This window comes from Streptomyces sp. NPDC020845 (assembly GCF_044334165.1).
Taxonomy (GTDB): Bacteria; Actinomycetota; Actinomycetes; order Streptomycetales; family Streptomycetaceae; genus Streptomyces.
Map to the genome: position 1 here is coordinate 583,952 of NZ_JBIRSJ010000005.1, position 26,783 is coordinate 610,734.

Genomic DNA, 26,783 nt, shown 5'->3' on the forward strand with positions numbered 1-26,783 from the left:
GGAGGCCCGCCGCCGGTCATGCGCCGTACCCCTTGGAGGCCCCCTTCACGGGCCTGGCGCCCGCGAGCAGATGCGCCGGGACCAGATCGCGCGCCGGCTCGCTGTAGCCGACCGAGACGATGTTGTCGCCGCGGTAGGTGAAGCTGGTGAGGCTGGCCAGGGTGCACTGCCGCTTGCGCGGGTCGTGCCACAGCCGCCGCCGCTCCACGAAGCTGCGCACGATCCAGATCGGCAGCTGATGGCTGACGCAGACCGCCTCGTGCCCGCGCGCGGCATCCCGCGCCACCCCGATGGCCGCCATCATCCGCACGACCTGGTCGATGTAGGGCTCGCCCCAGGAGGGGCGAAAGGGGTTGGTCAGGTACTTCCAGTTGGCCGGCCGGCGCAGCGCGCCGTCGCCCACGCCGAACGTCTTCCCCTGGAAGACGTTGGCCGCCTCGATCAGCCGCCGGTCGGTCCCCACATCCAGACCGTGCGCCTTGGCGATCGGCGCCGCCGTCTCCTGCGCCCGCTCCAGCGGCGAGGCCACGACATGGGTGATGTCTCGCTCGGCCAGGTGCTCGGCGACCCGGTCGGCCATCTGTCGGCCGAGGTCCGAGAGGTGGTAGCCGGGCAGCCGCCCGTACAGCACACCCGTGGGGTTCTCCACCTCGCCGTGCCGCATCACATGCACGACGGTGATGTCGTTGTCGCTGTTTGTCATAGGGGTCATAGGGCCCATCATTCAGTCGCCTCGGCGGCGGCCCGCGCCGCCCCCGGCAAAGCCTCCGCCACCCGCTCCAGCGCCCGCTCGTCGTGCGTCGTGGACACGAACCACGACTCGAAGGCGGACGGCGGAAGGTAGACGCCCTGGGACAGCATCGAGTGGAAGAAGGCCGTGAACCGGTACGCCTGCTGCGCCTTGGCCTTCTCGTAGTCGGTGACCTCGTCCCCGGTGAAGAACACCGAGAACATGTTTCCGGCGGCCTGCACCCGGTGCTCGACCCCCTCCTTGGCCAGCGCCTCCGTCACCAGCGCCCGCAGCCGCGCGGACGCCGCGTCCACCGCCGCGTACGCCGCCTCGTCCAGCAGCCGCAGCTGCGCCAGGCCCGCCGCGGTCGCGATCGGGTTCCCGGACAGGGTGCCCGCCTGGTAGACCGGGCCGGCCGGGGCGAGCCGCGCCATGACGTCGGCGCGCCCGCCGAACGCCGCGGCCGGGAAGCCGCCGCCCATGACCTTGCCGAAAGTCATCAGGTCGGGCTCCACGCCGTCGATCCCGTACCAGCCGGCCTTCGAGACCCGGAAGCCGGTCATGACCTCGTCGGAGATGTACAGCGCGCCGTGCTCGGCGCACAGCTCCTTCAGCCCCGCGTTGAACCCCGGCAGCGGCGGCACCACGCCCATGTTGCCCGGCGACGCCTCGGTGATCACACACGCGATGTCGTCCGGATGCGCGGCGAAGGCCGCCCGCACCGCGTCCAGGTCGTTGTACGGCAGCACCACGGTCTCCCCGGCCTGCGCGCCCGTCACCCCCGGCGTGTCCGGCAGCCCGAAGGTGGCCACCCCGGACCCCGCCGCGGCGAGCAGCGCGTCCACATGCCCGTGGTAGCAGCCCGCGAACTTGATCACCTTCGCCCGCCCGGTGAACCCGCGCGCCAGCCGGATCGCCGACATCGTCGCCTCGGTCCCCGAGGAGACCAGGCGCACCTGGTCCACGGGCCCGACCCGCGCCACGATCTCCTCGGCGAGCGCGACCTCCCCCTCCCCCGGCGTCCCGAACGAGGTCCCCCGCACCACGGCCGCCTGCACCGCCGCCGTCACCTCGGGGTGCGCATGGCCGAGGATCATCGGCCCCCACGAGCAGACGAGGTCGACGTACTCCCGTCCGTCGGCATCGGTGAGGTACGGACCGGTACCGGACACCATGAAGCGGGGCGTACCACCCACGGCGCGGAACGCCCGCACCGGAGAATTCACGCCGCCGGGCGTCACGACGGCCGCGCGGTCGAAAAGCGTCTGCGAAACTGGTGCTGCGTACGGATAGCTCACGCATGCCATGTTGTCAGAGGCTGACTAAGAACTGCCGCCGGGCGTTTCACACGACTGGCGCGGGGGAGGTCTCTGACACGATGATCGGGTTGCGCGGCAGGTGCCGCGAGTGGTCGGGTGGAGATATGCATCGCGGTGGCGAACTGGGTGAAGGGACCGACGATCGAGGTCCCGAGCGCGCCCGCCCTGGACGCCATAGGCGCCGCGGGGACGACGCAAGCGGCGCACGCAGAAGCGGGAGCGGGCGTATGGGGGTGACGTACAAGTACTTCGGCGCGCCCGACGGCGCGACCGCCGCCCGGGTCCCCATCTCCATGCGTCCCGAGGAGCTCGGCGGCGACGAGCTCGGCCATGGCATGTTCACCAAGATCAAGCCGGAGACGGTGGCCGCGATGGTCCTCACCGGCATCGAAGGCGTCCCCCTCCACAAGGTGCCCCCGCTCGAACTCGTCGTCCTCCACCCCGACTACGCCGTGGTCAAGCTCCCCATGACCGCCGTCGACCCGCTCCGCGGCGTCGGCGAGGAGGCCGTCGGCGCCGCCGCCTTCATCTGGTCCACCGTCCCCGACCGCGGCGGCCCCCGCGACGCCTTCACGGTCTACCGGCTGCTGCACGAATGGCAGGACTTCTCGCACCGGCTGCATGAGGCGGGACATCAGCCTTATTGCCTGGTGTGGCCCTGAGCTGGGGTTTCTTGCGGTTTAGGCAGGGCCTTCGGGTCGCGGCCTCGTCATGGCTCTCTGGATGTACGGTCCCCATCGCTCGGGTCGACCGCAGGGGTGCCCGGGGCGGTGCCCCTCATGGCATGGGGTACGTGCCGCGGAAGAGCTCCACCGGGCGGCGGGCTGCCCCGGCATGGGAAAGGTGAGCGCCCTGATCGCTGAAGGCGACCGCCCGGCGGTCGTCAGCCATGAGGGCGTCCGTACGCCCCTCAAGGGCCTGAACGTCCCGCGCTGGGAGACCGTGCGGTCGATCGTGGCGGTGCTCGCCGCCGCCTGCGTCGATCCGCCCCGGGACCCGACGGCCGAGGTGGCGCGGTTCCTGCCCCTGTGGCGCGCAGTGCGGGAGGGAGAACCGGGTGGCATGAAGTCGGACGGATGGGTGCAGGTCGGTGTCCGTCTCATCGAGGAGAACGGTGCCGAGTTTGCTCTGCGCGCTCTCCTGCGAACCCTGAAGGGCGACTACCTGGGCGCCGAGGAGGGCAGCCCCTTCGGCTACCGCTACCCGGACCAGGAAGCTGTCGAAATGCATACGGCCTTCCGCTACGGCTGCGACCGGATAATCCAGCGCCTGGCGGTCGAGCCGAACCTCCTTCAGCGGTCGATCAGCGCCATGCATGCCGACGAGACCATGGACCGTGAGGACCGCGTCGAGATGCTGCGCGCGTCGTGCGGCAAAAACGAGCTGCCGGGTTCAGCCGGTGGCGACCACGGCGGACTCGCCGCCGGTCACCGGCTCAGGGCTCGCCAGTCGGGAGCGAGGACCGCCCAGATCTGCTTGTCGTAGCGCACGCCCTCGTACGGCCATGCCTCGCGTCGCACGCCCTCCAGCGTCATGCCGAGCCGCTTGGCCACCGCCGAGCTTCGGTCGTTGTCGGCCCGGCAGTGCCACTCGGCCCGGTGCAGCCCCCGGGAGGTGAACGCCCAGTCCACCAAGGCGCCGCACGCCTGCGTGACCAGCCCGTGGCCCTCGGCGGACGGCTCCAGCCAGCAGCCGATCTCGCAGCCACCGAAAGCGGCATTGAAATCGGTGAACATCACGCCGCCGGCCAGCGCCCCGTCCCGCCAGATGCCGTACAGCCGGGCGCCGTCGTCGGCCTGGGCCTTGGCGTACCGGTTGAGCGTGGCCCGCGCCCCGTCCACATCGTCGGTGACGAACGCGGGCCCGACCCAGGGGCGAATGTGCTCGCGAGCCCGGTCCAGATGGTCGGCGAACTCCTCGGCATGCCAGACCTCCAGCGGACCAAGACGAGCACCGTCGCCAAGCGGCAGCGAGAACATGAGCGGCCTCCCCATTCACATAACAAGCGTTACGGCAATGTACCGTGGCGGCATGCCACGCACCAAGGGAGACCACGAGGCCCGCCGACGCGACGTCTCCGAAGCCGTCTGGAAAGTGATGGCCACACGCGGCTTCGCCGGCCTGACCCTGCGCGCCGTCGCCGCCGAACTCGGCGCGACCACCGGCCTGCTCACGCACTACTTCCCCACCAAACATGCCTTGGTGGAATACGCACTTGACCTGCTCGAAGAGCGCACCGTCTCCCGCCCGCGCCGCCAAGCGGGCAAAGGTCTGGCCGCCCTCAGGGCCGCACTGCTCGACATCCTGCCGCTGACTCCCGCGGCCACCGACAGCAACCGGATCTGGGTCTCTTCCTGGGACGCCGCGCTCTCCGACCCCGCCCTGAGCACCGACTACGCCCGCAAGTACGCCCAAAGCCGCGACAGGCTGAGCGAGCGGGTGGCCGCAGCCCAAGAGCTCGGCGAACTGCCCCCGGGCGACCCCGCGCACATCGCGGCCGGCGCCTCGTCCTTCATCCTCGGCCTGGTGGTCCAGGCCCTGTTCGACCCCGCGGCGTTCCCGCCACAGCGGCAAGTCGATCTCCTGGACGACTACCTGGCAAACCTGAGCGCCCGCCCGTAGACAGCATGAGCCTTCATGACGCCGACGGAGCGGTGGACTTCCCGTCTCTACCCGTGGGGCGGCTGAGTTCCGTCGTCTGGACCCGGAAGGCGATCTTCAGTGTCGACGGCCAAGTCTTCGACCAGTACGAGGAATACCGTCTTGCTCGCGTCACTCCTGATGAGGCCCGCAGAATGAACATCCGGACGGAGGAGGCCCGTTACGGGCATCGCCGGTGGTCGACAGCGCCGAACGTGTGGTCCGCAACGCGGGCATCGGCACGCAGTTTGCGCGCCTGGCGGCCAAGAGCGGTTTCACCGTGCCCACGGTCATCCCCGTCACGTCGCAGGGTCTCTTTTTCGCGGCGGTGACGTCAGGCGTCACGGAACGCCGTCGCCGCACAACCTCCGCCATCGGCTGCGTAAGGCGGGGCACCAGCCGTACCAATCGAAGACACCGCGGGGGATGATCTTGGCGGACTCAGATCAGTCGGCGCACAGGGTCAGGTTGACCGTGTCGCCAGACTTGACGATCTTCGGGGTGTGCGGGTCCACACCTACCACCGAACCGGGCTTGCAGTTCTCGACGGCCTTCTTGGTGACGGTGCCGAGCTTCGTCTGCGTCTTCAGGAGCGCCTGCTTGGCGAGCACCAGGTCCAGGCGCGAGAAGTCCATCGGGATGGTCACGCCATGGTTGTCGAACAGCAGTGTGGTGGCGTCACTCTTGATGACCGTGCTGCTCACCGCCGAGTGCGAGCCGCCCGCGACCGAGGTGGCCAGAGCGGTTCCCCCGCCCACCACGAGGAGGGCGGCGGCGACGGCGCCGATGCCGACGGCCCTCCTGCGCCGGGTGCGGCGCACGATCCCGGGCGCGTCGAATTCGGGCGCCTCGGCGGAATTCGCGTAACGGTTCATGGCGTTCATCAGTTCCTCTTCGAAAGATGTGCAGCCGGAAGCCCGTGCGTCGCCGTACGAAGTCATCGGATTCCTTCCGTGGGCTGCCGTGGTGAAGGGTTGGAGAGTGCGGGGAACTGGCTTCTGAGCTTCTCGATCCCCCGGGCGAGCTGGGAGCGCACCGTGCTCGGCGAGATGCCCAGGTCGGCCGCGATCTCGGTGTCCGAGAGGTCGTGGAGGTACCGCAGTACCACCACCGTCCGCATCCGCATGGGCAGTTGCTGTAGCGCGCGCACCAACTGGTCCCTGCTGTCGACCTGTCCGTACTCGTCGCCGCGGGCGGCCTGGTCGGGGCCGTCCGCCTGCAATGCCGTACGGCGGAAGCGGCGCCAGCGGTCGTTGGCCAGGTTGACCATGATCCGCCGTACATAGGCCTCCGGGGCATCCTTGGCGGAGATCGTGCGCCACTTGCGGCAGGCCCGCTCCAGGGTCTCCTGGACCAGATCCTCGGCGGCGTCGCGGTTCCCCGTCAGGACGAGGGCGCCCCGGAACAGCGCGGCCGACCGGGCGGCGACGAAACCGTCGAAGTCCGTCTCCACACGCTCCTCCCTTCCTGTCACCCCTCCTCGACGGAGACCCCCGGGATCTGCTGCACGTACGCGATGAGACCTGAGTCACAGCAGCAACAGAGTTGTGCGGCACCCGGGCGGACCAACATCCCCGCTGACCCGGTCGGTCGCTGTAACCGGCAGGAGCGAATACCGCATCGAGCACGACTCCATGGGCGAGGCCCGCGTCCCCGCCGACGCCAAGTGGCGGGCCCATTCCGGGCGCGCCGTCGAGAACTGACCCGCACACCACCGATCTGCGGACCGGAGTTCATGCCCACCATCCCGGACCAACCGATCACGTTCGGAAAGCGGATGGCGTCTCAGTACAACCGCGGTGTCTCATATGGTGCGGGCTGCCGGATACCGGTGTGGGGTGAGGGCTCCGCGAGGCTGTCGTAGGGTGCCGACTGCGGATAGCCCCCGTACGGTGCAGGCTGCTCGATGGCGTCGTACGGCGCCGACTGCGGATAACCCTCGTAACCCTCGTACGGTGTCGGCTGCGGAAAGCCGGGCTCCTGCGGGGTGAGGTCCTTGGGCGGTGCCTCTGTGCCGTCCGGGGTTTGCAGGCTGCCGTAGCGCTCCATGCGCTGCCATCGCAGCCGTGAGCCGGACACGGCGGTGAAGACGGACTGGATCACCACCAGGTACATCAGTTGCCGGTAGACGAACTGCTGCAGGGGCAGGCTCCACAGCGGGCCCGGACTCTCCCCGTCCAGGCGGAACGCGTACAGACCCATCCCGAGTTGCAGCAGCAGGAAGGCGAGCCACAGCCCGACGATCCGGACCGGGTCGAGGAAGACCAGCCCGTACAGGGCGAAGATGTCCACGACGGGTGCGAGCAGGGGCAACAGCACCTGGAAGAGCAGCAGATAGACCAGGCCCCGGCGGCCGAGCTTTCCGGCGGCGCCGCGCTGCACCAGGGCGCCGCGGTGCTTCCACATCGCCTGCAGGGTGCCGTAGCACCAGCGGTATCGCTGCCGCCATAGGGCGTTCAGGGACGCGGGCGCCTCGGTCCAGGCCCGCGCGTGCTCCTCATAGACCACGCGCCAGCCGGTGCGGCACAGGGCCATGGTGAGGTCGGTGTCCTCGGCCAGGGTGACGTCGCTGACGCCACCGAGGTCCAGGAGCGCCTGGCGGCGGAACGCGCCGACCGCACCGGGTACCGTCGGCATGCATTTGGCGAGGTCGAACAGGCGGCGGTCGAGGTTGAACCCGATGACGTACTCGATGTGCTGCCAACGGCCCAGCAGGCCGCCGCGGTTGACGACCTTGGCGTTGCCGGAGACGGCGCCCACGCGCGGGTCGGCGAAGGGCTGCACGAGGGTGCGGACGGTGTCCGGTTCGAAGACCGTGTCGCCGTCGACCATGACCACCAGGTCACAGGTGGCGGCGGCGAGTCCGGTGTTGAGCGCGGCGGGCTTGCCCGCGTTCTGCTGGCGGATCACCCGCACCGGCAGGTGGAGCGATTCCACCAAGTCGGCGGTGCCGTCGGTGGACCCGTCGTCCACCACGATGATCTCGACCGGATGGTCCGAGGCGAGCAGTGAGCGTACGGCGGCCTCGATCCCGGCGCTCTCGTTGTAGGCGGGGACGATGACGCTGACCGGCTCGGTCACCGGCGGCCCCCAGGACCCGCCCCGCCCGGTCCGCAGGCGCCGGTGCCTCCGGGCGGCGATCAGCACGACCACCGCACGCAGCACGCTGATCCCTCCCGCCGCGTACATCAGCAGGCCCAACAGCCATACGACCCAGTCGCCGCCCTGCAGCACCTTGATGAGGGCCAGCCCCTGGAGATGGTCACCGAGCCCGGCGGACCGGACTGGTTCGGCCATGCCGACCGCATCGGAGACCGTCGCGAACGTGAAGCCCTGTGCCTTGAGCCGTGGCACCAGGGCGGACAGTGCGGTGACGGTCTGCGAGCGGTCACCGCCGGCATCGTGCATCAGCACGATCTGGCCGGCGTGGCCGCGCGGTGTCGCGTTGGCGAGAATGCGGTCCGCACCAGGACGCTGCCAGTCCCCGGCGTCCCGGGTGGCGAGGACGGTGACATAGCCCGCCCCGTCGGCCTGCTCGAGGACGGACCAGTCGGCGTCGTCCAGTGCGTCGTTCCTGGAGGAGAACGGCGGCCTCAGCAGTGTGGTGGTCACCTTCGCGGCGCCGGCCACCGCCAGCTGTGTCTCGTGCAGTTCCAGGGAACGGTGCCATGGGGCGAGGCGGCTCAGGTCGGCATGGGTGAAGGAGGTGATGCCGATCTGGTGGCCCTCGGCGACGATCCGGCGGACCAGCTCCGGGTGGGCGTAGACCTGGGTGCCCACGACGAAGAAGGTCGCGTGCACACGGTTGCGGCGCAGCACATCCAGGATCCGTGGCGTCCAGACCGGGTCCGGGCCGCCGTCGAAGGTCAGCGCGACGGTACGGGACTTCACCCGGGCGGTGTGCGGAGAGGTGGCGGCATCCGCGATCACCGGGCCGCCGTGGACCACTTGGCTGGGCACCGTGCCGCTCCGCCCGCGGGTTCCGGCCGCGCTGTCCGACGAGAGACCGAACATGTGATGGGTGTAACCCTGCAGCAGCAGGGCCGTCGACAGAGTCAGCGCGAGCACACTCAGCAGCAGCCAATGGGTGCGAGGGGTGATCTGGCGGGCGCGGCTGCGGCGAGGAGGAGGAGGAGGAGCTTTGCGGCGTCTGCGGTCGGTCACGTCAGGAAGCCTTGGATCACTTCACGGGGTTGCGGGACGAGCCGACCGCGCGGCCCTTGGAGGCGGGATGGGACGTGGCGGTTGCGGTCGGGGCGGAGGTCGGGGACGCGGTGCCGGTGGGCTCCGCGGTGGACCCGGGTGTGGCCGCGGTTGTGGCGGAGGCTGTCGGCCGGTCGGTGGAGCCGGAGGTCTTCTGCGCCGCTGTGGGGCGGGAGTTCTTGTCGGCCGTGGTAGGGCTCACACTCCCCGCGGAGCCGCCGGTGCTGGGGGAGGCGTCGGGCGCGGACACGGAGGGTGTGGCCGGGTGCGTGGAGTCCGATTGCGGGACGAACGGGGCGTTGAGACTGGGGCCGCCCAGCACGGTGCTGATCAGCAGGGCGACGTAGCCACCTGCGGGGATCACCAGCAGCCGGGCGGCGCGGAGCGCGCGGCGCTGGCGTCGCCCCGAGGAATCGACGAAGACGGGCCGCGCCGACTCGGTCTTCAGCGTTTCCGGTCCTGGTATGTGCGGGTCGGCCGCGTCGTCGAGCTCTGGAGGCGGCACGGTGAGGACGTCGCCGTGGGGAGAGTCCCACGTCGTCGTGGCGGGGCCCGGCCCGGTGGCGTAGGGATCCGGGCCGGTCACATAGAGATCCGTCCCCGTGGCGTAGGGGTCCATCCCGGTCGCGTAGAGATCCGTCCCCGTGGTGTAGGGGTCCATCCCGGTCGCGTAGGGGTCCGTTTCCGACCCGAGGACACTGCCCGTTGGGTGCGTCCACTGCCCGAGTTGTACCGGGTCCCAGGGCATCGTGGCCGTATCGGTGGCAGCGCCGCCGCTGTACTCGTAGCCGTAGGCATACGCGTACCCGGCGCCTCCGTACGGATCCTCGCCGTACGCCCTGCCGCTTTCGTCCGTCCACTGCACGAGTCGTGCCCCCTGTCCCGGGCGACCGCCGCGGTCGTCCGTTGAGGAAGAGCGAACTCGGCCGGAAGTGTTACACCTCCGCCTCACAGCACAGGACGCATCGCTCCAAATAGTGCAAGTCGGTCCGATGTGTATGTGGGGCGGCCGGACCCCCCGTGCAGTGGGCGGGGGGTCCGGCCGTCCCCGTCCCTCCCCGCGCCGCTCTCGGGGGGAAGCAAGGGCGCGCGGGGAGTGGTCCGGGAAGTGCGTGGTGCCGATGTCCACGCGGACTCGACACTCACACAGCGCACGGTCGACGCGAAACGTCACCCGGCCGGGACGGCGGCTGCGCGCCAGCGGCTCTGGGGAGGGTGTGAAGGACGCCCGATGCGTTGTGACACTTCTGTGAGGGTTGACGCTGGTCACCATGTGGCCGTCGATGCGATCGGAGCGCGTGGGGCGGCAGTGACTCGGAATGGATCCGGTGCGAACGAGGACGGTCTTGAGCCAGGCACGGCAACCCCGGCGCGTACAGGCAGGCGACGGGGATTTGAGCACGGCAGTCGCGCGGGCTCAGGACGGGGACGAGGCCGCGTTCGCGGTCATCTACCGGATCGTGCAACCGGGCATGCTCGGCTATCTGCGCGGACTCGTCGGCAACGAGGCGGAGGACGTGGCGTCCGACGCCTGGCTGGAGATTGCCCGCGACATCGGGCGGTTCAAGGGGGACGGAGCCGGTTTCCGCGGCTGGACGGCGACCATCGCCCGGCACCGGGCACTGGACCACCTGCGCCGCCAGCGCGTGCGGCCCCGGTCAGGGGCGCTCGAGCAGGATGTTCTGAACTTGCCCGGCCCGCACAGCACGCAAGAACAGGCCCTGGAGACCCTCTCCACCGAGCGCGCCCTTGAGCTGGTGCGCTCACTGCCGCAGGACCAGGCCGAGGCCGTGCTCCTGCGGGTCGTCGTCGGCTTGGACGGCCCCGCCGCCGCACGCGCCCTCGGCAAGCGCCCGGGAGCGGTGCGCACTGCGGCTCACCGAGGTCTGAAACGCCTCGCCCGGCAGTTGGGCGTCGGTGACGCGGCGGGAGAGGGTGTGACGGATAAAACTTCCCGAACGCTGGGGGAGTCGGAATGAACCACGACGGCAATGGCAGGCAAGCAGATGACCCGCACCAGGGCCTGGCACGCCGAATGAAGCGAACACGTCGGACAGGTATGGAAGCGGACATGGGTGAGCGGCTGAGCGGCGACGGAGTTCCAGGCCGCCGCATGCATCCCAGTGGCGCCGCCTCCGACCCGCGGGACATACGCGGCGACTCCGCGCTGGAGACAGCGCTGGCCTCCGTCATACGCGGAGACGATCTCGACCCCGAGGCCGAACAACGGGCGGTGGCCGCCTTCCGGGCCGCCCGCAGCGCGGGCGCGCACCGTGCGCGTACCCGGCGCCGGGACGACTGGCGGCCGCCCGCGGAACGCCGTACCGGGCGCCCTGTGAAGACGACGTTCGGCGTGGTGTTCGCCAGCCTCGCCCTGGGCGGTGTCGCGGTCGCGGCCATCGGTTCGACGGGCTCGTCCGCAGGCGGCGCCCATCGGGAGGCGCCACACCCGTCGGCGGTCGCTCCGGACCGGTCGGCCGCCTCGTCGGCGTCGTCCGGCGGCGCCGGACCCACGAAGCGCCCTGCCACCGCCCAGGACACCGAGGCCCACTGCCGCGCCTACGAACGAGTCGAGGACCGCGGCAAGGCTCTCGACGCCACGGCCTGGCAGCGACTCGTCGCGGCCGCCGGCGGGATGGACAAGGTCGCCGCATACTGCTCCGAGCAGCTCGCGCGGGCGACAAACGGGCCGACCAGGCCAACCGCGCCGACCGGGCCGGGCAGCACGGGCAAACCCAGCGCGGGCGCCGCGGATCCCGGCAAGGGCACGGCTGGGAACACCGGCGCCTCCGGGAACGAGCACAGTGACGCGGCCAACCCGCCCGAAAGGAGCGGCCGGGCAAGCGGCGACAAGGGCAGCGGGAAACACGAGTAGGAGACTCACCGGCGAGACTCACCGGCGGGAGCGGGATCCAGCCGCGGCTCACCATCAGCTCTGCAGACACTCAGCTCTACAGATACGGGGCGCCCTCCGGTAACCGCCTCGTCTGTTGGGACTCGGCAGAGCCGCGTCGTCAACCACCACGACCCGGGCCACGCTCACCCCGCCGATTCCGCGGCCGGGGCGAACGACTCCGCGGTCGGTACGAACGCGGGCAGCGTCGCCTCGACGCTGAACCCGCCGTCGGAGCAGGGTCCGGCGCGCAGTGTGCCGTACACAAGCTCGATACGCTGCCGCAGCTGCGCGATCCCCAGACCGGAGCCGGTACCGGCGAGGGCGCTGCGGGGGCTGCCGGTCGGGGGCGTGTTGTGGACCGTCAGCCGCACCCGTGCGTTGTCGTACTCCACGCGCACTCTCACCCGGGCGCCGGGAGCGTGCTTGCGTACGTTGGTCAGCGCCTCGCGCAGCACGCGGTAGGCGGTGCGCCCGACCACCGGTGAGGCCAGCGCCGGGTCGCCCTCCTCGATCAGCTCGGTCGGTATCCCCACCGCCACGGACTCGGCGACCAGATCGGCGAAGCCCGCCACCGACGGCGTCCGGTCGCCCTCCGGCTCGGTGCGCAGAATGCCGACCAGGTCCCGTAGCTCCTCCAGCGCCTGGCAGCCCGCGGTACGCAGTTCCTCCGCCGCCTGCCGGGTCGCCTCGTCCGGTGCCGTCACCCCGAGGGCGCCGGCCTGCAGCACCATCAGGCTCACTCGGTGGGTGACCACGTCGTGCATCTCACCGGCGAGCCGGGCGCGTTCCTCGGCGCGGGCCTGCTCGGCCAGCAGATGACGCTCCCGTTCGGCCCGCTCGGCGCGCTCGACCAGGGCCCGCACCAGCCTGCGGCGGGCGTCGAAGTACAGCGCCAGCAGCGGCCCGACCGCGGTACGCAGCAGCCCGATCGTCATATTCGTGACGGACGGATCCCAGGGCCGCATGACGACGAGGGTGAAGGCGGCGAGCGCGAGGTACGCGGTCCGGCGGTTCTGCTGGTAGAAGAGCGGACCGTAGGCGGCCACCGTGGTGGAGAGGGGTGCCCATACGTTCCCCTGGTGGGCCGGTGTCAGCACGCCCGCCGGTGAGATCAGCAGGCTCACCGCGAGCGTGAACGCGCCGAGCACGCCGATGACGGCCAGCGGAGCGATACGGCGGACGGCGAGCGAGGCGCCGGCGAGCGCCTGCGCGCCCAGCATGACCCAGGCGAGCGTGCCGGGGTGTTCGGGCCACCAGGTGGCGCCGACCAGTGTCATACCGGTGTCGATGAGCACGAACGCGGCCGCGACGATCACATCCACGGCGAGCCGGTGCCGGCAGTGCCACGGTCCGTCGGTCATGACGCTCACCGTAGGACATCCGGCTCGCGGCCCCGTTCCGGTCGGCGCCACCGGATACTTCCGCCTCGGTGGACCCTACGAAAGTCGTATGCCGTGCATCGCGGGCAAGCCCTTCGTCGGCTGCGGAACCAACCGCTCGCCCTGCCGCGCGGTGCGCCCGCCGCCGTGGAATGGGGGCATGGATGCGACAGGCAACACCGCCACGACGACTCCCCGGCTCGGCCGCTACACGATCGACACAGCCAAATCATCCATCTCATTCAAGAGCAGACACCTTTTCGGCCTTCTGCCGGTGCGCGGCACCTTCGCGATCCGCGGCGGCACCGTCGAGGTGGCCGAGCCGATCTCCGGGTCGCGTGTGCACGCGGAGGTCGACGCGGCGAGTTTCCGTACGAACCATGTCCGGCGGGACGCCGCCGTACGGTCGGTGGCATTCCTGGACACCGACCGACACCCGCTGATCACGTTCGCCGCCGACCACGTGGACACCGCCACGGTCTCCGGCACCCTCACCGCATGCGGTCTCTCCCGGCCGGCGAATCTGTCGATCGTGCGCTCCGAGGTGCTGGCGGATGCCTTCACCGTCCGTGCCACCACGCGGGTCGACCGCACCGCGTTCGGTGTGACGGCGGCCCGTGGCACGGCCGGGCGCCATCTCGATCTGACGTTGGAGATCCGTTGCGTCCGCATCTGACACCGGAGCACCTGACACCGGAGCATCTGACGCCCGGGCACCTGACGCCGGGGGCCGCGCGCCGAGCGACGGGAGACGGCCATGGCTGACGCGGTCGTGGTGGAGGGCCTGCACAAGCGGTACGGCGCGGTGCGGGCGGTACGCGGGGTGAGCTTCACCATCGAGCACGGGGAGATCTTCGCGCTGCTCGGCCGCAACGGGGCGGGCAAGACCACCACCATGGAGATCCTGGAGGGGTTTCGGCGCCGCGACTGCGGACGGGTCGACGTACTCGGTCTGGACCCGGGTGAGAAGGCCACCGAGCGCGCCCTGCGCGAGCGGATCGGGCTGGTGTTGCAGGACATCGCGGTCGAGCCCTATCTCACCGTCCGCGAGACGATCGCCCGCAACGCGGGCTACTACCCCGCGCCGCGCGACATCGACGAGGTGATCGGCCTGGTCGGCCTCGCCGGGCTGGAGAAGAAGAAGGTCCGGGCGCTCTCCGGCGGCCAGAAGCGCCGCCTGGATCTCGCACTGGGCCTGATCGGCGGCCCCACCCTGCTCTTCCTCGACGAGCCGACGACCGGATTCGATCCGAACGCGCGCCGCGGCGCCTGGCAGTTGGTGCGGGACCTGCGCGACGCGGGCACCACCATCCTGCTCACCACCCACTCCATGGAAGAGGCCGAGGAACTGGCCGACCGGGTGGCGGTGATCGCCGACGGGCGGATCGTGGCCGAGGGCACCCCCGGCACCCTGGGCGGACGCGACACCGCACGGGCCCGGATCCGCTTCGCGCTGCCGCCCGGAACCACGGCCGCCGATCTGCCGGTTCCCGCCGCGCCCGGCGAGGGCGGCCTGGTCACCGTCGAGTCCGCGGAGCCGACCCGGACGCTGCACCAACTCACCGACTGGGCGCTGCGCCGCGACACCGTGCTCGCCGGGCTGAGGGTCGACCGGCCGAGCCTGGAGGACGTCTATCTGCGCCTGACCGACCACAACCACAGCACACCGGAGAGGAGCGCACCATGAGCATCACCGCGCCCCGCACCCAGGCCGGGCGCCTGTTGAGCCGCCGCCTGGGCCTGCTGTGGCATCAGATCCGCTACGAGCAGCTGACGTTCTGGCGCAATCCGCAGAGCGCGTTCTTCACGTTCGTCTTCCCGGTCGTGGTCATGGCGATATTCGGCGGGCTGTTCGGCTCCGTCGGGAAGAGCGAGTTCTACTACGGGCGATCCGCGCTCCAGTACTACGTGCCCACGATCGCCGCGGTGTCCGTGCTGGGCTCCTGCTACAGCCAGTTGGCGATCGTGCTCGCGACGCGACGGCAGAACGGAATGCTGAAGCGGGTCCGGGCCACGCCCCTGCCCGCCTCCGGGTACTTCGCGGGTCTGCTGGCGCACTGCGTCCTGGTGAGCGTCGTCGACGTCCTGCTCATCACGGCGGTCGGCAGGTTCTACGGCGTGCCGCTGCCCGCCGCCTCGCAGTGGCCCGCGCTCGCGGTGTCCCTGGTGCTCGGCGCGGCCGCCTTCTGCACCCTCGGAGTCGCGGTGGCCTCGCTGGTCCGCAACGCGGAGGCGGCGCCGTCGGTCGTGCAGTTCGTGCTGTTCCCGCTCGTGTTCATCTCCGGCACGTACATGCCGATCCACTCCGCCCTGCTGAACGGCATCGCCGGTGCGCTGCCGGTCAAGCCGTTCAACGACGCCCTGCTCCGCGCCTTCACCACGGACCACACCGGCCTCCCCTGGCGGGACTACGGCGTCCTGCTGCTGTGGGGGGTGGCCGGTGCGGCGGTGGCCGTTCGGCGGTTCCGCTGGGATCCGCGTGCGGAGTGATTGCCTCTTTCAGGGAAACCCCGCTTCAGGGAACCCCGCCGGCTGCGCTCAGCCCCGCCGCGGCCGCGCCAGCCGTCCCAGCAGCCCTGCGACCAGTGCCGTCTGGGCGGGCACGGTGTCGGGGTAGATGAATTCGCCCTGGGCGTGGGCGCCGTCTCCGACCGCGCCCATACCGCACAGCACCGGCAGTCCGAGGGCGGCGACGAAGTTGGCGTCGCTGGCGCCGCCGACCGCGGTGTCGGACAGTTCGCGGCCCTGTTCGCGGGCGACCTCACGGGCGAGGTCGAGGAGCGGGGCGGAGGCGGCGTTGAGGGTCATCGGCGGCCGGTTCCAGTCCCGGACGATCTCGATGCCCACGCGGGGGTCGCTGACCTCGATGGCGTCGAACTCGGCGTCGACGCGGTCCTGTTCCTCCTGGGTGGTCACCCGGATGTCGATGCCCGCGGTGGCCCGGCCGGCGACGACATTGGTGGCGCTGCCGCCCTTGATGAGCCCGGTGTTGACCGTCGTACCCCTCTCGGGGGCGGCCACGGCCGCGGCGGCGAGGACGAACTCGGACAGCGCGGTGATCGCGCTCGCCCCGTCCTGAGGCGCGAGCCCGGCGTGCGCCTCGACGCCGGTGGCGGTGACCTGGAAGATCCCGGAGCCCTTACGGGCGGTCTTGACCGCGCCGTGCGCGGTGGGCTCCAGCACCAGCGTCACATCGGCCTTCCACGCGACCTCCTCGATCACCGGACGGGAGGAGAGGGAGCCGATCTCCTCGTCGCCGTTGAAGAGGAACGTGACGGTGGGGACGGGCACACCGCTCTCCCGGGCGAGCTTCAGGGCCCAGACGCCTTGGGCCAGCCCCGTCTTCATGTCGAAGATGCCGGGCCCGCTGAGCTTCTCCCGACCGTCCCCGTCGCCGTCCGTCTCCGGCTGCTTCCATCCGGCGAGCGTGCCGGTCGGCCATACGGTGTCGTAGTGGCCGACGAGCGCGACGTGCCCGGGGCCGGTGCCGGTGTAGGTCAGGGTGAGGGTGTCTCCGCACTCGCCGCCGGGGTAGCGGTGTTCGTGGTCGGGCTGCCCGAGCCGGTGGACGGCCAGTTCGCGCAGGCGGTCCAGGCCCGCCGCGAGGCCGGGGAGGTCGTAGCTGCTGGTCTCGTGGTGGACGAGGGTCAGGATGTCGGTGACGATCTCCGACGAGACCTCCTGGGCCCGGGCGGTGAGGGCGGCGACAGCGTGCGATGCGGTCATGATCGGCTTTCTCGTATCTCTCGTACGAAGGTGTGGGGGGTGGCGTTGTCGGTCGAGGGGTGGACGTTGTCGGGTGGGGTCAGCTGACGCCGAAGGGAAGGCCCAGCAGGTACCAGGCCACGAAGAACGCGACCCAGGCGACCCATACGACGGCGGCGATCGGGATGGTGAAGGAGGCCAGCGTGCCGATGCCGGCGGACTTGCGGTGCTGCTGGATGAAACCGAGGGCCATCGCGAAGTACGGGCTCATCGGGGTGACGCAGTTGGTGACCGAGTCGGCGACACGGTAGACGGCCTGGGTCGTCTCGGGCTCGATCCCGACGAGCATCAGCATGGGTACGAGGACGGGGGCGGCCAGGGCCCACAGTGCGGAGCCGCTGGTGATGACGAGGTTCATGAAGGTGATCAGCACGGCGATGCCGACCAGCACGGTCCAGCCGCTCAGGTCCAGGTCCTTCAAGGTCTCCGCGCCCTTGATGGCGAGGATGTTGCCGATGTTCGTCCACTTGAAGTACGCGAGGAACTGGGAGATCGCGAAGAACAGGACGAGGATCGGGGCGTAGCTGCGGGTGCCCTCGACCAGCGCGTCGACGATGTCGCGGGCGGCGCGGAAAGTGCCGGTCATCCGGCCGTAGACCCAGCCGAGCAGGGAGAAGAACACACACAGCACGAGCGACATGCCCGTGATCACCGGGGATTCGATGAGGGAGCCGCCGGCGCCGCGCAGCGGTGAGGACGCCGGGATCATGGCCACCGCCAGGAGTGCGACGAAGCCCAGCGCGACCAGCCCGGTCGCCCGCAGCGCACGGCGCTGCTCCGGGGCGACCTCGATCGCCTTCAGCTCGGCGGCGCTCAGGGCGGCGACCGGCTCGTCGGAGTCCAGGTCCGAGCGCTTGGCGATGACCTTGTCCACGACGAGTGTGATCACCAGGGCGACCAGGACCGAGGAGGCGAGCCCGAAGAAGTAGTTCGCGACCGGGGTGACGGTGTAGTGCGGGTCGATGGTGTGGGCGGCGGCGGTGGAGATCGACGACAGGAGGACATCGGTGGTGGTGAGGGACGGCGAGGCGTCGTAGCCGGCGGAGATGGAGACGTACGCGACGATGCAGCCGAGCACCGGGCTGCGGCCCGCCGCGCGGTAGATGAGCGCCCCGAGCGGGATGAGGGTGACGTATGCGGCGTCACCTGCGACATGGGCGACCATCGCCGTCATCGACAGCGCGAAGGTCAGGTACTTGCCTGGCACCCGGGCGACCATGCGGCGCAGCAGAGCTGTGAACAGCCCGCTCGCCTCGGCGACGGCGATGCCGAAGCCCACGATGAGGATCGTGCCGAGCGGCGGGAAGGTCGCGAAGTTGTCGACGGCCCCCTCGACCATCGTCGTGACTCCTGCCTTGCTGAGCAGGCTCTGCACCTTGATGGTCTCGTGCGTCCCGGGGTGCGCGGCGCTGACGCCGGCCGCCGCCAGCACGGCGCTGAGGACGGCGACGACCCCCGCGAGGATCCAGAACAGCCAGAAGGGGTTGGGCAGCTTGTTGCCGACCTTCTCGATCGCCGCGAAACCGCGGAACGCGGCGCGCAGGACTCTCGAGGGGGGCTCGGTCGGCTGGGGTTCGGTCGCGGTGGCACTCATGGGTACCTCTTCGTGCGATTCGGGGACGTTCCAGCGAATCATGACAGCGAGATGAGAGATTCTCTATCCCTCGGATGTAACGTTGGGATTAATCGGCACCCTCAGGCGCACCCTAAGGTGGGGGAACATGACTCGCCCTCTGCTCGACGAGCTCGACCGGCGCCTCATCGGGGCCCTGCACCTGGCACCCCGGGCCACCTGGGACGACATCGGCGAGATCCTGTCCGCCGACGCCAGCACCCTCAAGCGCCGCTTCGACCGGCTGCGCGAGGCCCGGATGGTCCGCGTGATCGGGCAGGCCGACTGGGGCATGCACTCCACGGCGATGCCGGTCCATGTACTCCTGGACATCACCGGCGAGACCCCACTCGCCGTCCTCGACCGGCTCCGCACACTCCCCCATCTGCAGCTCCTGGCGCAGATCTCCGGGGACTACCCGCTCTACGCCGTCGTCCACGCCCCTTCCGAGGCGGCCACCAGCGAGGCGATCGACCGGATGTTCTCGATCTCCGGCGTCCGCCGCGTCAACGCCCTGCCCGCGCTCAGCACCCTGCGCCGGGGCATCACCTGGGACCCGCAGTTCCTGACCGATGCCGAACGGACCGACCTGCTGAAGCTGACCGGCGCCCGACCGGAAGGCACGGCGACCGCGACACCCCCCGCCAAACTCCTCAGCGAGGCCGAACGCACCGTCGTCGCCCAGCTGATGCGGGACAGCCGGGCATCCTCCGCGAGCATCGCCCGGGCCGCGGGCCTCGCCGCCTCCACCGCGCACCGTGTCGTGCGCCGGGTGCTCGACGAGCGCTGGGTCAAGCCGCGCCTGGAGGTCGTATCGGAATGGCTCGGCTTCCAGACCCCGTTCATACTGCGCCTGCGGGTCGCCCCCGGCGAGACCCCCGACGTCATGCACCGCATCGACCAGCTCCCCCAGACCCGGCTCGCCGCCCACGTCGCCAGCGACATGTCCGTCCTGTGCACCGGCCTGGTCACCGACCGCTCGGCCCTGGCGGCCTTCATCGACAACGAACTGGCCAAGATCTCCGGCATCCTCGCCGTCAGCGTCGACGTCATGCTGGCCGAGCCTCGGCGCTACTGGCTGGACCGGGACCGGACATCGGGACTCGGGGAGTTCCACGCACCGGCACTGCTTTGAATCACCGGGCCCTCCGGGCTCACCGGGCTCACCGGGCGCCGCGCGGCAGGGTCAGGCCGAGGGCGGGATGTCGACGTCCGACTCGGCGTGCGTGACGAAGTCGTCGGCCAGCCGGCGGAAGAGCCCGGCGAGCTGACCCAGGTCGTCGGGCGACCAGTCCGCCAGCGCCACCGCCATGCCCCGGCGGCTGGCTTCCCGGATGCGCTCGACCGCGGCCAGGCCGGCGTCGGTGAGCTGGACGCGCTGGGCGCGCCGGTCGTCCGGATCCGGGATACGGATCACATAGCCGGCCCGCTCCAACTGCCCCAGCTGCCGGGTGACATGGGATGCCTCCACGGACAGCCGGACCGCCAGCACCCCCGGGCGCAGCGGCTCACTCTCGGCGATGAACCGCAGGATCGCCACGGCGGCCCGGTCCAGGGACAGTCCGGCCAGGGCCATCAGCCGCTCATGCTGCCGGGCCCGGCCGGCCAGGTAGGTGATGCGCGTCAGGGCGCGCTCGATCGCGATCACGTCCGTCGAGACGGGTTCACCTGCGGATGACGGTGTGGACATGCGGCCACCGTAACAGCTAATTGCCTAAGTCAAGTAAAATCGGAAAGGTTGCTTGACTCAAGTAACTCCTTCATGCTTGCCTGAGTCAAGCAAGTCAGCCCACAGCATCCAGGCAGGGCCGTGGGCACCCGGACCGGGGCCACCGAGAGCGGAGAGGGTCCCGATACGCGCCGAACCCGTGGGGACGGGGATCGGCGCGATCCCCGGGCCCGGCGGCCGGAACCCCCGTCCGCCGCCGGGCCCGGCGACACCCTCGAACTCCCCGGGAAGCCAGAAAGTGAGCTCCGTCATGACCACGATGAAGTCCGTCCGGACCGGCGAGCAGCACAAGATCGCTGTCTTCGACGCCGAACGGCCCGCCCCCGGCCCCAAGGACGCCCTGACACGGATCCGCGCCTGCGGCATCTGCGGCACCGACACCCACTTCCTCCACCTGGGCGGAGCCCCCTTCGGCCCCGGCGGGGCGATGGTCTCGCTGCCGCTCGGCCATGAGCCGGCGGGCGAGATCGTCGAGGTCGGCGCCGAGGTCAGGGGCCTGAAGGTGGGCGACCGCGTGGTCGTCAATCCGCAGGGCGCCCCCTCCGGGATCATCGGCTGCGGCGGCAGGCTGGGCGGTATGAGCGAGTATCTGCTCATCGAGGACGCCGTCGTCGGCAGGAGCGTCACCGTCTTCCCCGACACCGTGCCCTTCGACGTCGCCGCGCTCAACGAGCCCATGGCGGTGGCCCGCCACTGCGTCAACCGCGCCGAGGCGAAGCCGACCGACAAGGTCGTCGTCTTCGGCGCCGGACCCATCGGTCTTGGCGCCGCGATCTGGCTGAAGCTGCGCGGGGTCGAGCATGTGGTCGTCGCCGACGTCATACCCGAGCGCCTTCAAACGGCGCTGGCCGTCGGCGCCGACGCGGTCATCGACTCCGCCGCCGAGGACGTCACCGCCCGCCTGACCGAACTGCACGGCCGGGCGGCCAACGCGCTCGGCCAGCCGCGGGCCGGCACCGACATCTACATCGACGCGGCCGGCGCCCCCGCCGTCTTCAACACCACCGTCGAGTCCGCCAAATGGGGCGCCAAGCTGGTCATGGTGGCCGTGCAGAAGAAGTCCGACGCCATCGACCTCGGCGGCATGCTGCGCAGCGAGCTGACCCTCATCGCCTCCCAGGGCTACCCCACCGAGATCTTCGAGGTCACCCCCGAACTCGTCGAGCACCAGCAGCGCTTCGCGAAGCTCATCAGCCACCGCGTGCCGTTCTCCGAGGTCGAGCGGGCCTTTGAACTCGCGCGGACGCCGGGGGCCGCGGAGAAGGTCGTCGTCACCTTCGAGCCGTAAGCACGACAGACGTCCGGGTGCTGTCGCCCCACCCCGCCATGGGACGCGCCACCCGCATCACTCCATTCACCCAGGTCACCCAACCCCCTTTTGGTGTTCACCGCCCCTGGAGGCCCCCGCCATGTCCGACGCCCTTGCCCGCCCCGCCGCCGGGGGTTCCGCCCCGCCGAGGCCGAACGCCGTGGTGGCGGTGCTGGCCCTCGCCGGGATCGTCGTCTCGCTGATGCAGACCCTGGTGATCCCGATCGTCCCCAAGCTGCCGACGTACCTCGACGCCTCGCCGTCGGACGCCACCTGGGCGGTCACCGCCACGCTGCTCGCCGCCGCCGTCGCCACACCGGTCGTCGGCCGCCTCGGCGATATGTTCGGCAAGCGCCGCATGCTGCTGCTCAGCCTGGTGCTGCTGGTGTCCGGATCGGTCGTCTGCGCGCTGAGCGAATCCCTGGTCCCGATGATCGTCGGGCGCACCCTGCAGGGCCTGGCGGCAGCCGTCGTGCCGCTCGGCATCAGCATCATGCGCGACGAGCTGCCGCCCGAGCGGCTGGCCGGCTCCACCGCGCTGATGAGCGCTTCCCTCGGCGTCGGCGGCGCCCTGGGTCTGCCCGCCGCCGCGTTCATCGCCGACCGCTTCGACTGGCACGTCCTGTTCTGGGCCTCGGCCGCCCTCGCGGCCGTCGCCCTCGCGCTCGTCGGGACGGTCGTGCCCGAGTCGAAGGTGCGTACCGGCGGACGGTTCGACCTGGTCGGCTCGCTCGGCCTGTCGGCCGGTCTGGTGTCCCTGCTGCTGGCCGTCTCCAAGGGCGCCGACTGGGGCTGGACCAGCGGCACCACCCTCGGCCTGTTCGCCGCCGCCGTCGTCGTCCTGCTCTCTTGGGGAGCGTACGAGCTGCGCGCCCGGCAGCCGCTGGTCGATCTGCGCACCACCGCCCGCCGCCAGGTGCTCTTCACCAACCTCGCCTCGGTCGCGCTCGGCTTCTCGATGTTCGCGATGTCCCTGGTCCTGCCGCAGCTGCTCCAGCTGCCCGAGCAGACCGGCTACGGCCTCGGCAAGTCCATGCTCACCGTCGGCCTGGTCCTGGCCCCGCAGGGCCTGGTCATGATGGCCATGGCCCCGGTCTCCGCCGCCGTCACCAAGGCCAAGGGCCCGAAGGTGACGCTGATGATCGGCGCGCTGATCGTGGCAGCCGGCTACGGGCTGAACATCGTGCTGATGTCCGAGGTCTGGCACCTGATCCTGGTGTCCTGCGTCATCGGCGGCGGTGTCGGCTTCACGTACGGCGCGCTGCCCGCCCTGATCATGGGCGCCGTCCCGGCTTCCGAGACCGCGGCCGCCAACAGCCTCAACGCCCTGATGCGCTCCCTGGGCACCTCGTTCGCCAGCGCCGTCTCCGGCGTCATCCTGGCCCAGATGACCACCGCCTTCCACGGCCACGCCCTGACCTCCGAGAACGGATTCAAGGTGGTCATGGCCATCGGCGCCGGTGCCGCCCTCCTCGCCTTCGCTCTCGCCTCCTTCCTGCCGCGCCGGAAGGCAGCCGACACGCAGGGGGCGCCCGCGGCGGCGGGTCCGGAAGAGTCGGCTGACGAGTCGGCGGAGGCATTGGGGACGGCGTCGTAGCGCCCGTCCGCACAGCGCAGCCCCACCCGGGCGCGGCCGGTCAGCCGGTCGCGCCCGGGTGGGGTGTCCGCTTCGCCCAGCGGGCGGTCACCACGTTCACCGCCGCGACAGCGCGGGCGGCCTCGCGGCGGTCGGTGCGGATCGCGTTGGCGAATTCGATGTGCAGGAAGGTGCTGTCCTGGGCCGCCGCGGCGCGGCCCTGTTCGTTGGTGCGGCCCTCCAGGGGGCAGGAGCGGACCCAGGCGCGGCAGACCTCGAAGTCCCGGGCGCGCAGGGCGTTCGCGAGGGTACGGGCGTCGGCGCGGCTTTCGCGGGTGGCGCGGCCGGTCGAGGCGATGACGTCGTAGTCGGGGGCCGAGTCGTCGGCGAAGCCGTGGATCTGGATGCCGGGGAGTCCGCGTTCGGCGAGTTCGGCGCAGACCGCGGCGAAGACGGTGTAGCGCCGGTGCGCCACGTCGGCCGCGTCGCCGACGCCCGCGTCGCGGTGGGCGCCCGCGAGCACGAGGACGCCGCCGGGGCTGCCGCGCAGGACGCCGACGCCCAGCTGTTCGGTGCGGGCGTCCGCCACCGGGTGCGGAATCTGGACGGACCAGCGCGCGGGGGCCGAGAGGTCGATGTAGACGCGCCCCCAGCCGCGCGGTGTGGGGCCGGTGTCGGTGCGGTCGGCGATCTCGGCGTAGCGCCGGCCGGTGGCGCTGTCGGTGATCGTACGGAGGTCGAAGTCCAGGGCGTCGAGGCGGGCCGCGGCCTGGTCACGGTGGCCGTCCAGGAGCAGCCCTACGGCGCGGGCGACGGCCTGGCGGTCGGCGCGCTTGGGCTCCAGATAGCCGGTGTCCGCACCGAACCGGGCGGTGTAGTCGGTGATCCGGCGCTCCAGGTCGGTGCCTGCCTTGGGGGTGGTGGCGCCGTCCTCGCCGCTGCCGCGCAGGGCGAGCGCGGTCGTCAGCAGGGCGGCCACGGCGGTGAGCGCCGCGAGGCCGATGACGAGGGGGTTCTTCCGAGCGGCGGAGGTCTTCCGAAGGACGGCCTTCCGAACGACGGAAGAGGTCTTCCGGGCGGCGCGGGTGGTCTTTCGGGGGCGGTCGGCTCTCATGCTGGAGTCGGCTCTCATGATGAAACGGACGATAGCGGTGCAACCGGTTCCGGCCGCCGGTCCGCGGCGATCACGATCGAGCGATCTGACTCACATTTTCATCTCCTCATGCAACCCTTAGCCCCGCGCGACGATCCAAACCTCACGGGTCGCGCGTGTATGCCCGGCCGCGCGCCCCGCAGGGCCCGCGTGTTGACGCGCTCTGAAAGGCCGCGCGGGCGCCCCAGGCATTTTCAGGTTTTTCCAGGTATTTCCAGAGAGGAGCCCCCGTGGCCGCTTCGGCGCCGAAGCGGCGGCGAAAGATCCGCCGACGGGCTGATATGTCGCTGATAGGCGGCATTCGTCCCCCTATAGCCGTACTCTCGGCCCTGCTCCTCTCCCTGGCGGGAATCACCGCCCTCACCTTCGGTAAAACCGAGAACGTCCTCGTACCCAAGGCCGTACTGACCTCCCAGCAGCACTTCGCCGAGGACGGGGCCGTCGCACTGCGCGCCTCGCTCGACGAGTCGGTCACCGACCTCAACCGCACCGCGATCCTCTTCAGCGAGGGCAAACCCGTCTCCGCCGACGCCGTCCTCGACAAAACGGGCAGCGTCTACCAGAAGTGGAGCGGCACCGCGGTCATCGAGATCACGTCGGGCAAGCTGCTCGCCGCCCGCGGCGAGACCGTGCCGCTCACCGTGATCGACCGCACCAAGCTCTCCGGCAAGGACGGCCTGAAGCCCCGGCTGGTCCGGCTGCAGAACGGCCAGACCCGGCTGATCGCCCTCGCCCTGCTCTCCTGGAAGGGCCAGCCCCAGCAGCTCCTGATCGCCTCCAGCAATCTGAAGGTGCCCGGGATGCGGCTGAGCGAGAGCCGGGGCATCGGCGTCGTGGACTCGACCGGGACGATCCTCAGCAGCGACGGGGCCCTCGACAGCGAGCGGGCCCAGCGCGAGCTGAAGGACTTCGCCACCATCTCCGCCAAGAAGTCCCGGCAGAACCCCATCAGCTCCAAGGAGCCGGGCTCCGGCGGCTACGCGGGCGTCAGCGGCAGCCTCACCGGCGACGCCTCGGGCGACCGGCGGACCGTCGCCGGCTACGCCTCGCTCGCCGCCGCCGAGCCGGGCGAGTCCACGGTGGCCAGCGGCCTCGGGCTGAGCATCGTCACCCAGGTCGGCATCACCGAGCGCGCCTCCCAACTGGCCCGGCCGGCCTTCGGCCTGGCCGCCGCGGGCGCGCTGCTGGTCATCGGCGCCCTGGCCATCGCGGTGCTGCTCGGCACCGTCCAGCGCCCCCTGATCCGGCTGTTCCTGGAGAGCCGCCGGCTCACCCGCGGGGATCTGGCCCGCCCGGTGACCGTGCCACGGTTCGGCGAGGCCGCCCGTATCGGCCGCGCCCTGGAGCGGCTGCGGCAGCAGTTGCGCGGGGAGTCCCCCGAGGGTGCGGACGGCTCCCCCCAGGGCACGGACGGCGCGCGCGGCGGCCGGCGCCTGGGCACCCGCGCCCTGGTCGCCGTCTCCGCCGTACTGCTGCTGACCTGGTCGGTCCCGCTGACCCTGCTGCTCAACCGCCCGAGCTCCTCCGTACACATCCCGGCCCAGGTGGTCGCCGACCAGAAGGCGCGCACCGAGACGATCAGCGACCGGGTGCGCCGGGCGCTCAACGAGGGCCACGCGGACCTGTCCGCCGTCGCAGCCCTGATCGGCAACCGCACCTCGGCCGACGACATGACGGCCGTACTGGACCGCACCATCGAGGAACACCCGCGCTACGAGTCCGTCTACGTCGTCAGCGGCGACGGCGAGGTGCTGGCCCGGGCCGGGCACGACCCGCACCACTCCTCCGGCGAGCGCCCCGCCGACCAGCCCCTGAAGGTGTCCGGGCACGGCGGCAAGAAGCCCATCATCCGCGCCACCGCCCCCCTCCAGGGGAAGGCGGGCGCCGCTGTCGTGGGCGAGTTCGACATCGACTTCGTCAACGCGCTGCTGCGCCGCGACGGCCTCGGCCAGGTCCGGGTGATCGACGCCAAGGGCCGGACCATCGCCGGAAACTCCGGCTACCTGGCCTTCGAGAAGATGCCCGGTCACCTCTCCCCGCTGGTCGACCGCAAGCAGGCACACGCCAAGGTCCAGCGCGGCGACGACGTACGGATCGCCGCAGCGGCCCCGATGACGGGCGGCGGTGTGGCCAAGGTCCTCGACTGGAGCGTCGTCAGCTGGCAGCCCGCGTCCCGGCTCGACATCCCCGCGTACACCCTGCAGAACCGCACCGTGCTGGTCGGGCTGCTCGGCCTCACCGCGGCGGCGGCCTGCCTGGGCTGGCTGCACATCGTGGTCGTCCGCCCGCTGCGCGCACTCGCCGACCAGGCCGAGGCGCTTGCCGGCGGCGACCGGCGTACCGTCCTCTTCCCGCGCCACCACGACGAGGTCGGCGCCGTCGTCCGCAGCCTGGAGCTCATCCGGCAGCAGTTGCAGGAGCAGCAGCGCGGCGGGCGCGACGGCAGCCGGTCCCTCGCCGGAAGGAACTGAA

General features: G+C 71.1%; 24 protein-coding genes. 12 read left to right on the top strand and 12 right to left on the bottom strand.

Translation table 11 applies throughout. From position 1 onward, the window contains the following. Positions 1-16: 16 nt before the first annotated feature. Positions 17-703 carry a histidine phosphatase family protein gene (locus ACH4U7_RS15730; protein WP_385614011.1) on the bottom strand — a complete coding sequence of 229 codons (687 nt, stop codon included), beginning with the start codon at positions 701-703 and terminating at the stop codon, positions 17-19. Between the two features lie 17 nt (positions 704-720). Then, a complete protein-coding gene (gene hemL / locus ACH4U7_RS15735) occupies positions 721-2,037 on the bottom strand; it encodes a glutamate-1-semialdehyde 2,1-aminomutase (protein WP_398528450.1) in 1,317 nt (438 codons plus the stop codon). Positions 2,038-2,153: 116 nt separating this feature from the next. Between hemL and ACH4U7_RS15740 the strand changes: the two genes are divergently transcribed. Further along, a complete protein-coding gene (locus ACH4U7_RS15740) occupies positions 2,154-2,711 on the top strand; it encodes a hypothetical protein (protein WP_385613633.1) in 558 nt (185 codons plus the stop codon). A 172-nt stretch (positions 2,712-2,883) separates the two neighbouring features. After that, positions 2,884-3,534, top strand: a complete 651-nt coding sequence (locus tag ACH4U7_RS15745; protein WP_398528451.1) for a hypothetical protein — start codon at positions 2,884-2,886, stop codon at positions 3,532-3,534. Here the strand turns inward: ACH4U7_RS15745 and ACH4U7_RS15750 are convergent. Further along, the gene (locus tag ACH4U7_RS15750; RefSeq protein ID WP_398528452.1) at positions 3,477-4,028 is read right to left on the bottom strand and encodes a GNAT family N-acetyltransferase; all 552 of its coding nucleotides are present in this window, start codon (positions 4,026-4,028) and stop codon (positions 3,477-3,479) included. The two genes, ACH4U7_RS15745 and ACH4U7_RS15750, sit on opposite strands and share 58 nt — an antisense overlap. Positions 4,029-4,080: 52 nt before the next feature. Here ACH4U7_RS15750 and ACH4U7_RS15755 point away from each other — a divergent pair, with 52 nt between their 5' ends. Further along, positions 4,081-4,671 (top strand): TetR/AcrR family transcriptional regulator, encoded by a 591-nt coding sequence (locus ACH4U7_RS15755; protein WP_398528453.1) that lies wholly within the window; start codon positions 4,081-4,083, stop codon positions 4,669-4,671. A 464-nt stretch (positions 4,672-5,135) separates the two neighbouring features. Here ACH4U7_RS15755 and ACH4U7_RS15760 read toward each other — a convergent pair whose 3' ends face one another. From ACH4U7_RS15760 to ACH4U7_RS15775, 4 genes are all read right to left on the bottom strand, one after another. Further along, complete coding sequence (locus tag ACH4U7_RS15760; protein ID WP_398528454.1) at positions 5,136-5,573, bottom strand: hypothetical protein; 438 nt, start codon at positions 5,571-5,573, stop codon at positions 5,136-5,138. A gap of 53 nt (positions 5,574-5,626) precedes the next feature. Continuing rightward, positions 5,627-6,142 (bottom strand): SigE family RNA polymerase sigma factor, encoded by a 516-nt coding sequence (locus ACH4U7_RS15765; protein ID WP_398528455.1) that lies wholly within the window; start codon positions 6,140-6,142, stop codon positions 5,627-5,629. A gap of 332 nt (positions 6,143-6,474) precedes the next feature. After that, positions 6,475-8,853, bottom strand: a complete 2,379-nt coding sequence (locus ACH4U7_RS15770) for a bifunctional polysaccharide deacetylase/glycosyltransferase family 2 protein (RefSeq protein ID WP_398528456.1) — start codon at positions 8,851-8,853, stop codon at positions 6,475-6,477. Positions 8,854-8,869: 16 nt separating this feature from the next. After that, entirely contained in the window at positions 8,870-9,757 is an 888-nt protein-coding gene (locus ACH4U7_RS15775) for a hypothetical protein (protein ID WP_398528457.1), read from the bottom strand. Positions 9,758-10,211: 454 nt separating this feature from the next. Here ACH4U7_RS15775 and ACH4U7_RS15780 point away from each other — a divergent pair, with 454 nt between their 5' ends. After that, a complete protein-coding gene (locus ACH4U7_RS15780; RefSeq protein WP_398528458.1) occupies positions 10,212-10,871 on the top strand; it encodes an RNA polymerase sigma factor in 660 nt (219 codons plus the stop codon). Between the two features lie 92 nt (positions 10,872-10,963). Further along, the gene (locus ACH4U7_RS15785) at positions 10,964-11,767 is read left to right on the top strand and encodes a hypothetical protein (RefSeq protein WP_398528459.1); all 804 of its coding nucleotides are present in this window, start codon (positions 10,964-10,966) and stop codon (positions 11,765-11,767) included. A 164-nt stretch (positions 11,768-11,931) separates the two neighbouring features. Here ACH4U7_RS15785 and ACH4U7_RS15790 read toward each other — a convergent pair whose 3' ends face one another. After that, on the bottom strand, positions 11,932-13,149 hold the full coding sequence (locus tag ACH4U7_RS15790) for a sensor histidine kinase (protein ID WP_398528460.1): 1,218 nt from the start codon (positions 13,147-13,149) through the stop codon (positions 11,932-11,934). A 178-nt stretch (positions 13,150-13,327) separates the two neighbouring features. On the opposite strand from ACH4U7_RS15790, the gene ACH4U7_RS15795 reads away from it, so the two are divergent. The 3 genes from ACH4U7_RS15795 to ACH4U7_RS15805 all read left to right on the top strand — a co-directional run bounded on the left by ACH4U7_RS15795 (position 13,328) and on the right by ACH4U7_RS15805 (position 15,657). Next, positions 13,328-13,843 (top strand): YceI family protein, encoded by a 516-nt coding sequence (locus ACH4U7_RS15795; RefSeq protein WP_398528461.1) that lies wholly within the window; start codon positions 13,328-13,330, stop codon positions 13,841-13,843. Between the two features lie 81 nt (positions 13,844-13,924). Beyond that, a complete protein-coding gene (locus ACH4U7_RS15800) occupies positions 13,925-14,854 on the top strand; it encodes an ABC transporter ATP-binding protein (RefSeq protein WP_398528462.1) in 930 nt (309 codons plus the stop codon). Beyond that, positions 14,851-15,657, top strand: a complete 807-nt coding sequence (locus tag ACH4U7_RS15805; protein WP_398528463.1) for an ABC transporter permease — start codon at positions 14,851-14,853, stop codon at positions 15,655-15,657. Before ACH4U7_RS15800 ends, ACH4U7_RS15805 begins: the two co-directional genes overlap by 4 nt. A 48-nt stretch (positions 15,658-15,705) precedes the next feature. Here ACH4U7_RS15805 and ACH4U7_RS15810 read toward each other — a convergent pair whose 3' ends face one another. Next, positions 15,706-16,893 carry a M20 family metallopeptidase gene (locus tag ACH4U7_RS15810; RefSeq protein WP_398528464.1) on the bottom strand — a complete coding sequence of 396 codons (1,188 nt, stop codon included), beginning with the start codon at positions 16,891-16,893 and terminating at the stop codon, positions 15,706-15,708. A 79-nt stretch (positions 16,894-16,972) separates the two neighbouring features. After that, complete coding sequence (locus ACH4U7_RS15815) at positions 16,973-18,526, bottom strand: AbgT family transporter (RefSeq protein WP_398528465.1); 1,554 nt, start codon at positions 18,524-18,526, stop codon at positions 16,973-16,975. Between the two features lie 127 nt (positions 18,527-18,653). On the opposite strand from ACH4U7_RS15815, the gene ACH4U7_RS15820 reads away from it, so the two are divergent. Continuing rightward, positions 18,654-19,679, top strand: coding sequence for an AsnC family transcriptional regulator (locus ACH4U7_RS15820; protein WP_398528466.1), 1,026 nt, complete (start codon positions 18,654-18,656; stop codon positions 19,677-19,679). Between the two features lie 51 nt (positions 19,680-19,730). On the opposite strand, the gene ACH4U7_RS15825 is transcribed toward ACH4U7_RS15820, so the two are convergent. Beyond that, entirely contained in the window at positions 19,731-20,234 is a 504-nt protein-coding gene (locus tag ACH4U7_RS15825) for a MarR family winged helix-turn-helix transcriptional regulator (RefSeq protein ID WP_398528467.1), read from the bottom strand. Positions 20,235-20,523: 289 nt separating this feature from the next. On the opposite strand from ACH4U7_RS15825, the gene ACH4U7_RS15830 reads away from it, so the two are divergent. Next, the gene (locus ACH4U7_RS15830; RefSeq protein ID WP_398528468.1) at positions 20,524-21,561 is read left to right on the top strand and encodes a zinc-binding dehydrogenase; all 1,038 of its coding nucleotides are present in this window, start codon (positions 20,524-20,526) and stop codon (positions 21,559-21,561) included. Positions 21,562-21,682: 121 nt separating this feature from the next. Continuing rightward, complete coding sequence (locus ACH4U7_RS15835) at positions 21,683-23,179, top strand: MFS transporter (RefSeq protein WP_398528469.1); 1,497 nt, start codon at positions 21,683-21,685, stop codon at positions 23,177-23,179. A gap of 40 nt (positions 23,180-23,219) precedes the next feature. Here the strand turns inward: ACH4U7_RS15835 and ACH4U7_RS15840 are convergent, their stop codons facing one another. Next, the gene (locus ACH4U7_RS15840; protein ID WP_398528470.1) at positions 23,220-24,290 is read right to left on the bottom strand and encodes a hypothetical protein; all 1,071 of its coding nucleotides are present in this window, start codon (positions 24,288-24,290) and stop codon (positions 23,220-23,222) included. A gap of 302 nt (positions 24,291-24,592) precedes the next feature. On the opposite strand from ACH4U7_RS15840, the gene ACH4U7_RS15845 reads away from it, so the two are divergent. After that, on the top strand, positions 24,593-26,782 hold the full coding sequence (locus ACH4U7_RS15845) for a HAMP domain-containing protein (RefSeq protein WP_398528532.1): 2,190 nt from the start codon (positions 24,593-24,595) through the stop codon (positions 26,780-26,782). Position 26,783: the final 1 nt, after the last annotated feature.

Coding starts and splice junctions, on each gene's coding strand:
- ACH4U7_RS15755 (WP_398528453.1), top strand. CDS start 4,081: ATGCCACGCACCAAGGGAGACCACGAGGCCCGCCGACGCGACGTCTCC.
- ACH4U7_RS15790 (WP_398528460.1), bottom strand. CDS start 13,149: ATGACCGACGGACCGTGGCACTGCCGGCACCGGCTCGCCGTGGATGTG.
- ACH4U7_RS15825 (WP_398528467.1), bottom strand. CDS start 20,234: ATGTCCACACCGTCATCCGCAGGTGAACCCGTCTCGACGGACGTGATC.
- ACH4U7_RS15795 (WP_398528461.1), top strand. CDS start 13,328: ATGGATGCGACAGGCAACACCGCCACGACGACTCCCCGGCTCGGCCGC.
- ACH4U7_RS15780 (WP_398528458.1), top strand. CDS start 10,212: ATGGATCCGGTGCGAACGAGGACGGTCTTGAGCCAGGCACGGCAACCC.
- hemL (WP_398528450.1), bottom strand. CDS start 2,037: ATGGCATGCGTGAGCTATCCGTACGCAGCACCAGTTTCGCAGACGCTT.
- ACH4U7_RS15800 (WP_398528462.1), top strand. CDS start 13,925: ATGGCTGACGCGGTCGTGGTGGAGGGCCTGCACAAGCGGTACGGCGCG.
- ACH4U7_RS15830 (WP_398528468.1), top strand. CDS start 20,524: ATGACCACGATGAAGTCCGTCCGGACCGGCGAGCAGCACAAGATCGCT.
- ACH4U7_RS15730 (WP_385614011.1), bottom strand. CDS start 703: ATGACAAACAGCGACAACGACATCACCGTCGTGCATGTGATGCGGCAC.
- ACH4U7_RS15815 (WP_398528465.1), bottom strand. CDS start 18,526: ATGAGTGCCACCGCGACCGAACCCCAGCCGACCGAGCCCCCCTCGAGA.
- ACH4U7_RS15835 (WP_398528469.1), top strand. CDS start 21,683: ATGTCCGACGCCCTTGCCCGCCCCGCCGCCGGGGGTTCCGCCCCGCCG.
- ACH4U7_RS15840 (WP_398528470.1), bottom strand. CDS start 24,290: ATGAGAGCCGACTCCAGCATGAGAGCCGACCGCCCCCGAAAGACCACC.
- ACH4U7_RS15740 (WP_385613633.1), top strand. CDS start 2,154: ATGCATCGCGGTGGCGAACTGGGTGAAGGGACCGACGATCGAGGTCCC.
- ACH4U7_RS15805 (WP_398528463.1), top strand. CDS start 14,851: ATGAGCATCACCGCGCCCCGCACCCAGGCCGGGCGCCTGTTGAGCCGC.
- ACH4U7_RS15820 (WP_398528466.1), top strand. CDS start 18,654: ATGACTCGCCCTCTGCTCGACGAGCTCGACCGGCGCCTCATCGGGGCC.
- ACH4U7_RS15750 (WP_398528452.1), bottom strand. CDS start 4,028: ATGTTCTCGCTGCCGCTTGGCGACGGTGCTCGTCTTGGTCCGCTGGAG.
- ACH4U7_RS15785 (WP_398528459.1), top strand. CDS start 10,964: ATGGGTGAGCGGCTGAGCGGCGACGGAGTTCCAGGCCGCCGCATGCAT.
- ACH4U7_RS15760 (WP_398528454.1), bottom strand. CDS start 5,573: ATGAACGCCATGAACCGTTACGCGAATTCCGCCGAGGCGCCCGAATTC.
- ACH4U7_RS15810 (WP_398528464.1), bottom strand. CDS start 16,893: ATGACCGCATCGCACGCTGTCGCCGCCCTCACCGCCCGGGCCCAGGAG.
- ACH4U7_RS15745 (WP_398528451.1), top strand. CDS start 2,884: ATGGGAAAGGTGAGCGCCCTGATCGCTGAAGGCGACCGCCCGGCGGTC.
- ACH4U7_RS15845 (WP_398528532.1), top strand. CDS start 24,593: ATGTCGCTGATAGGCGGCATTCGTCCCCCTATAGCCGTACTCTCGGCC.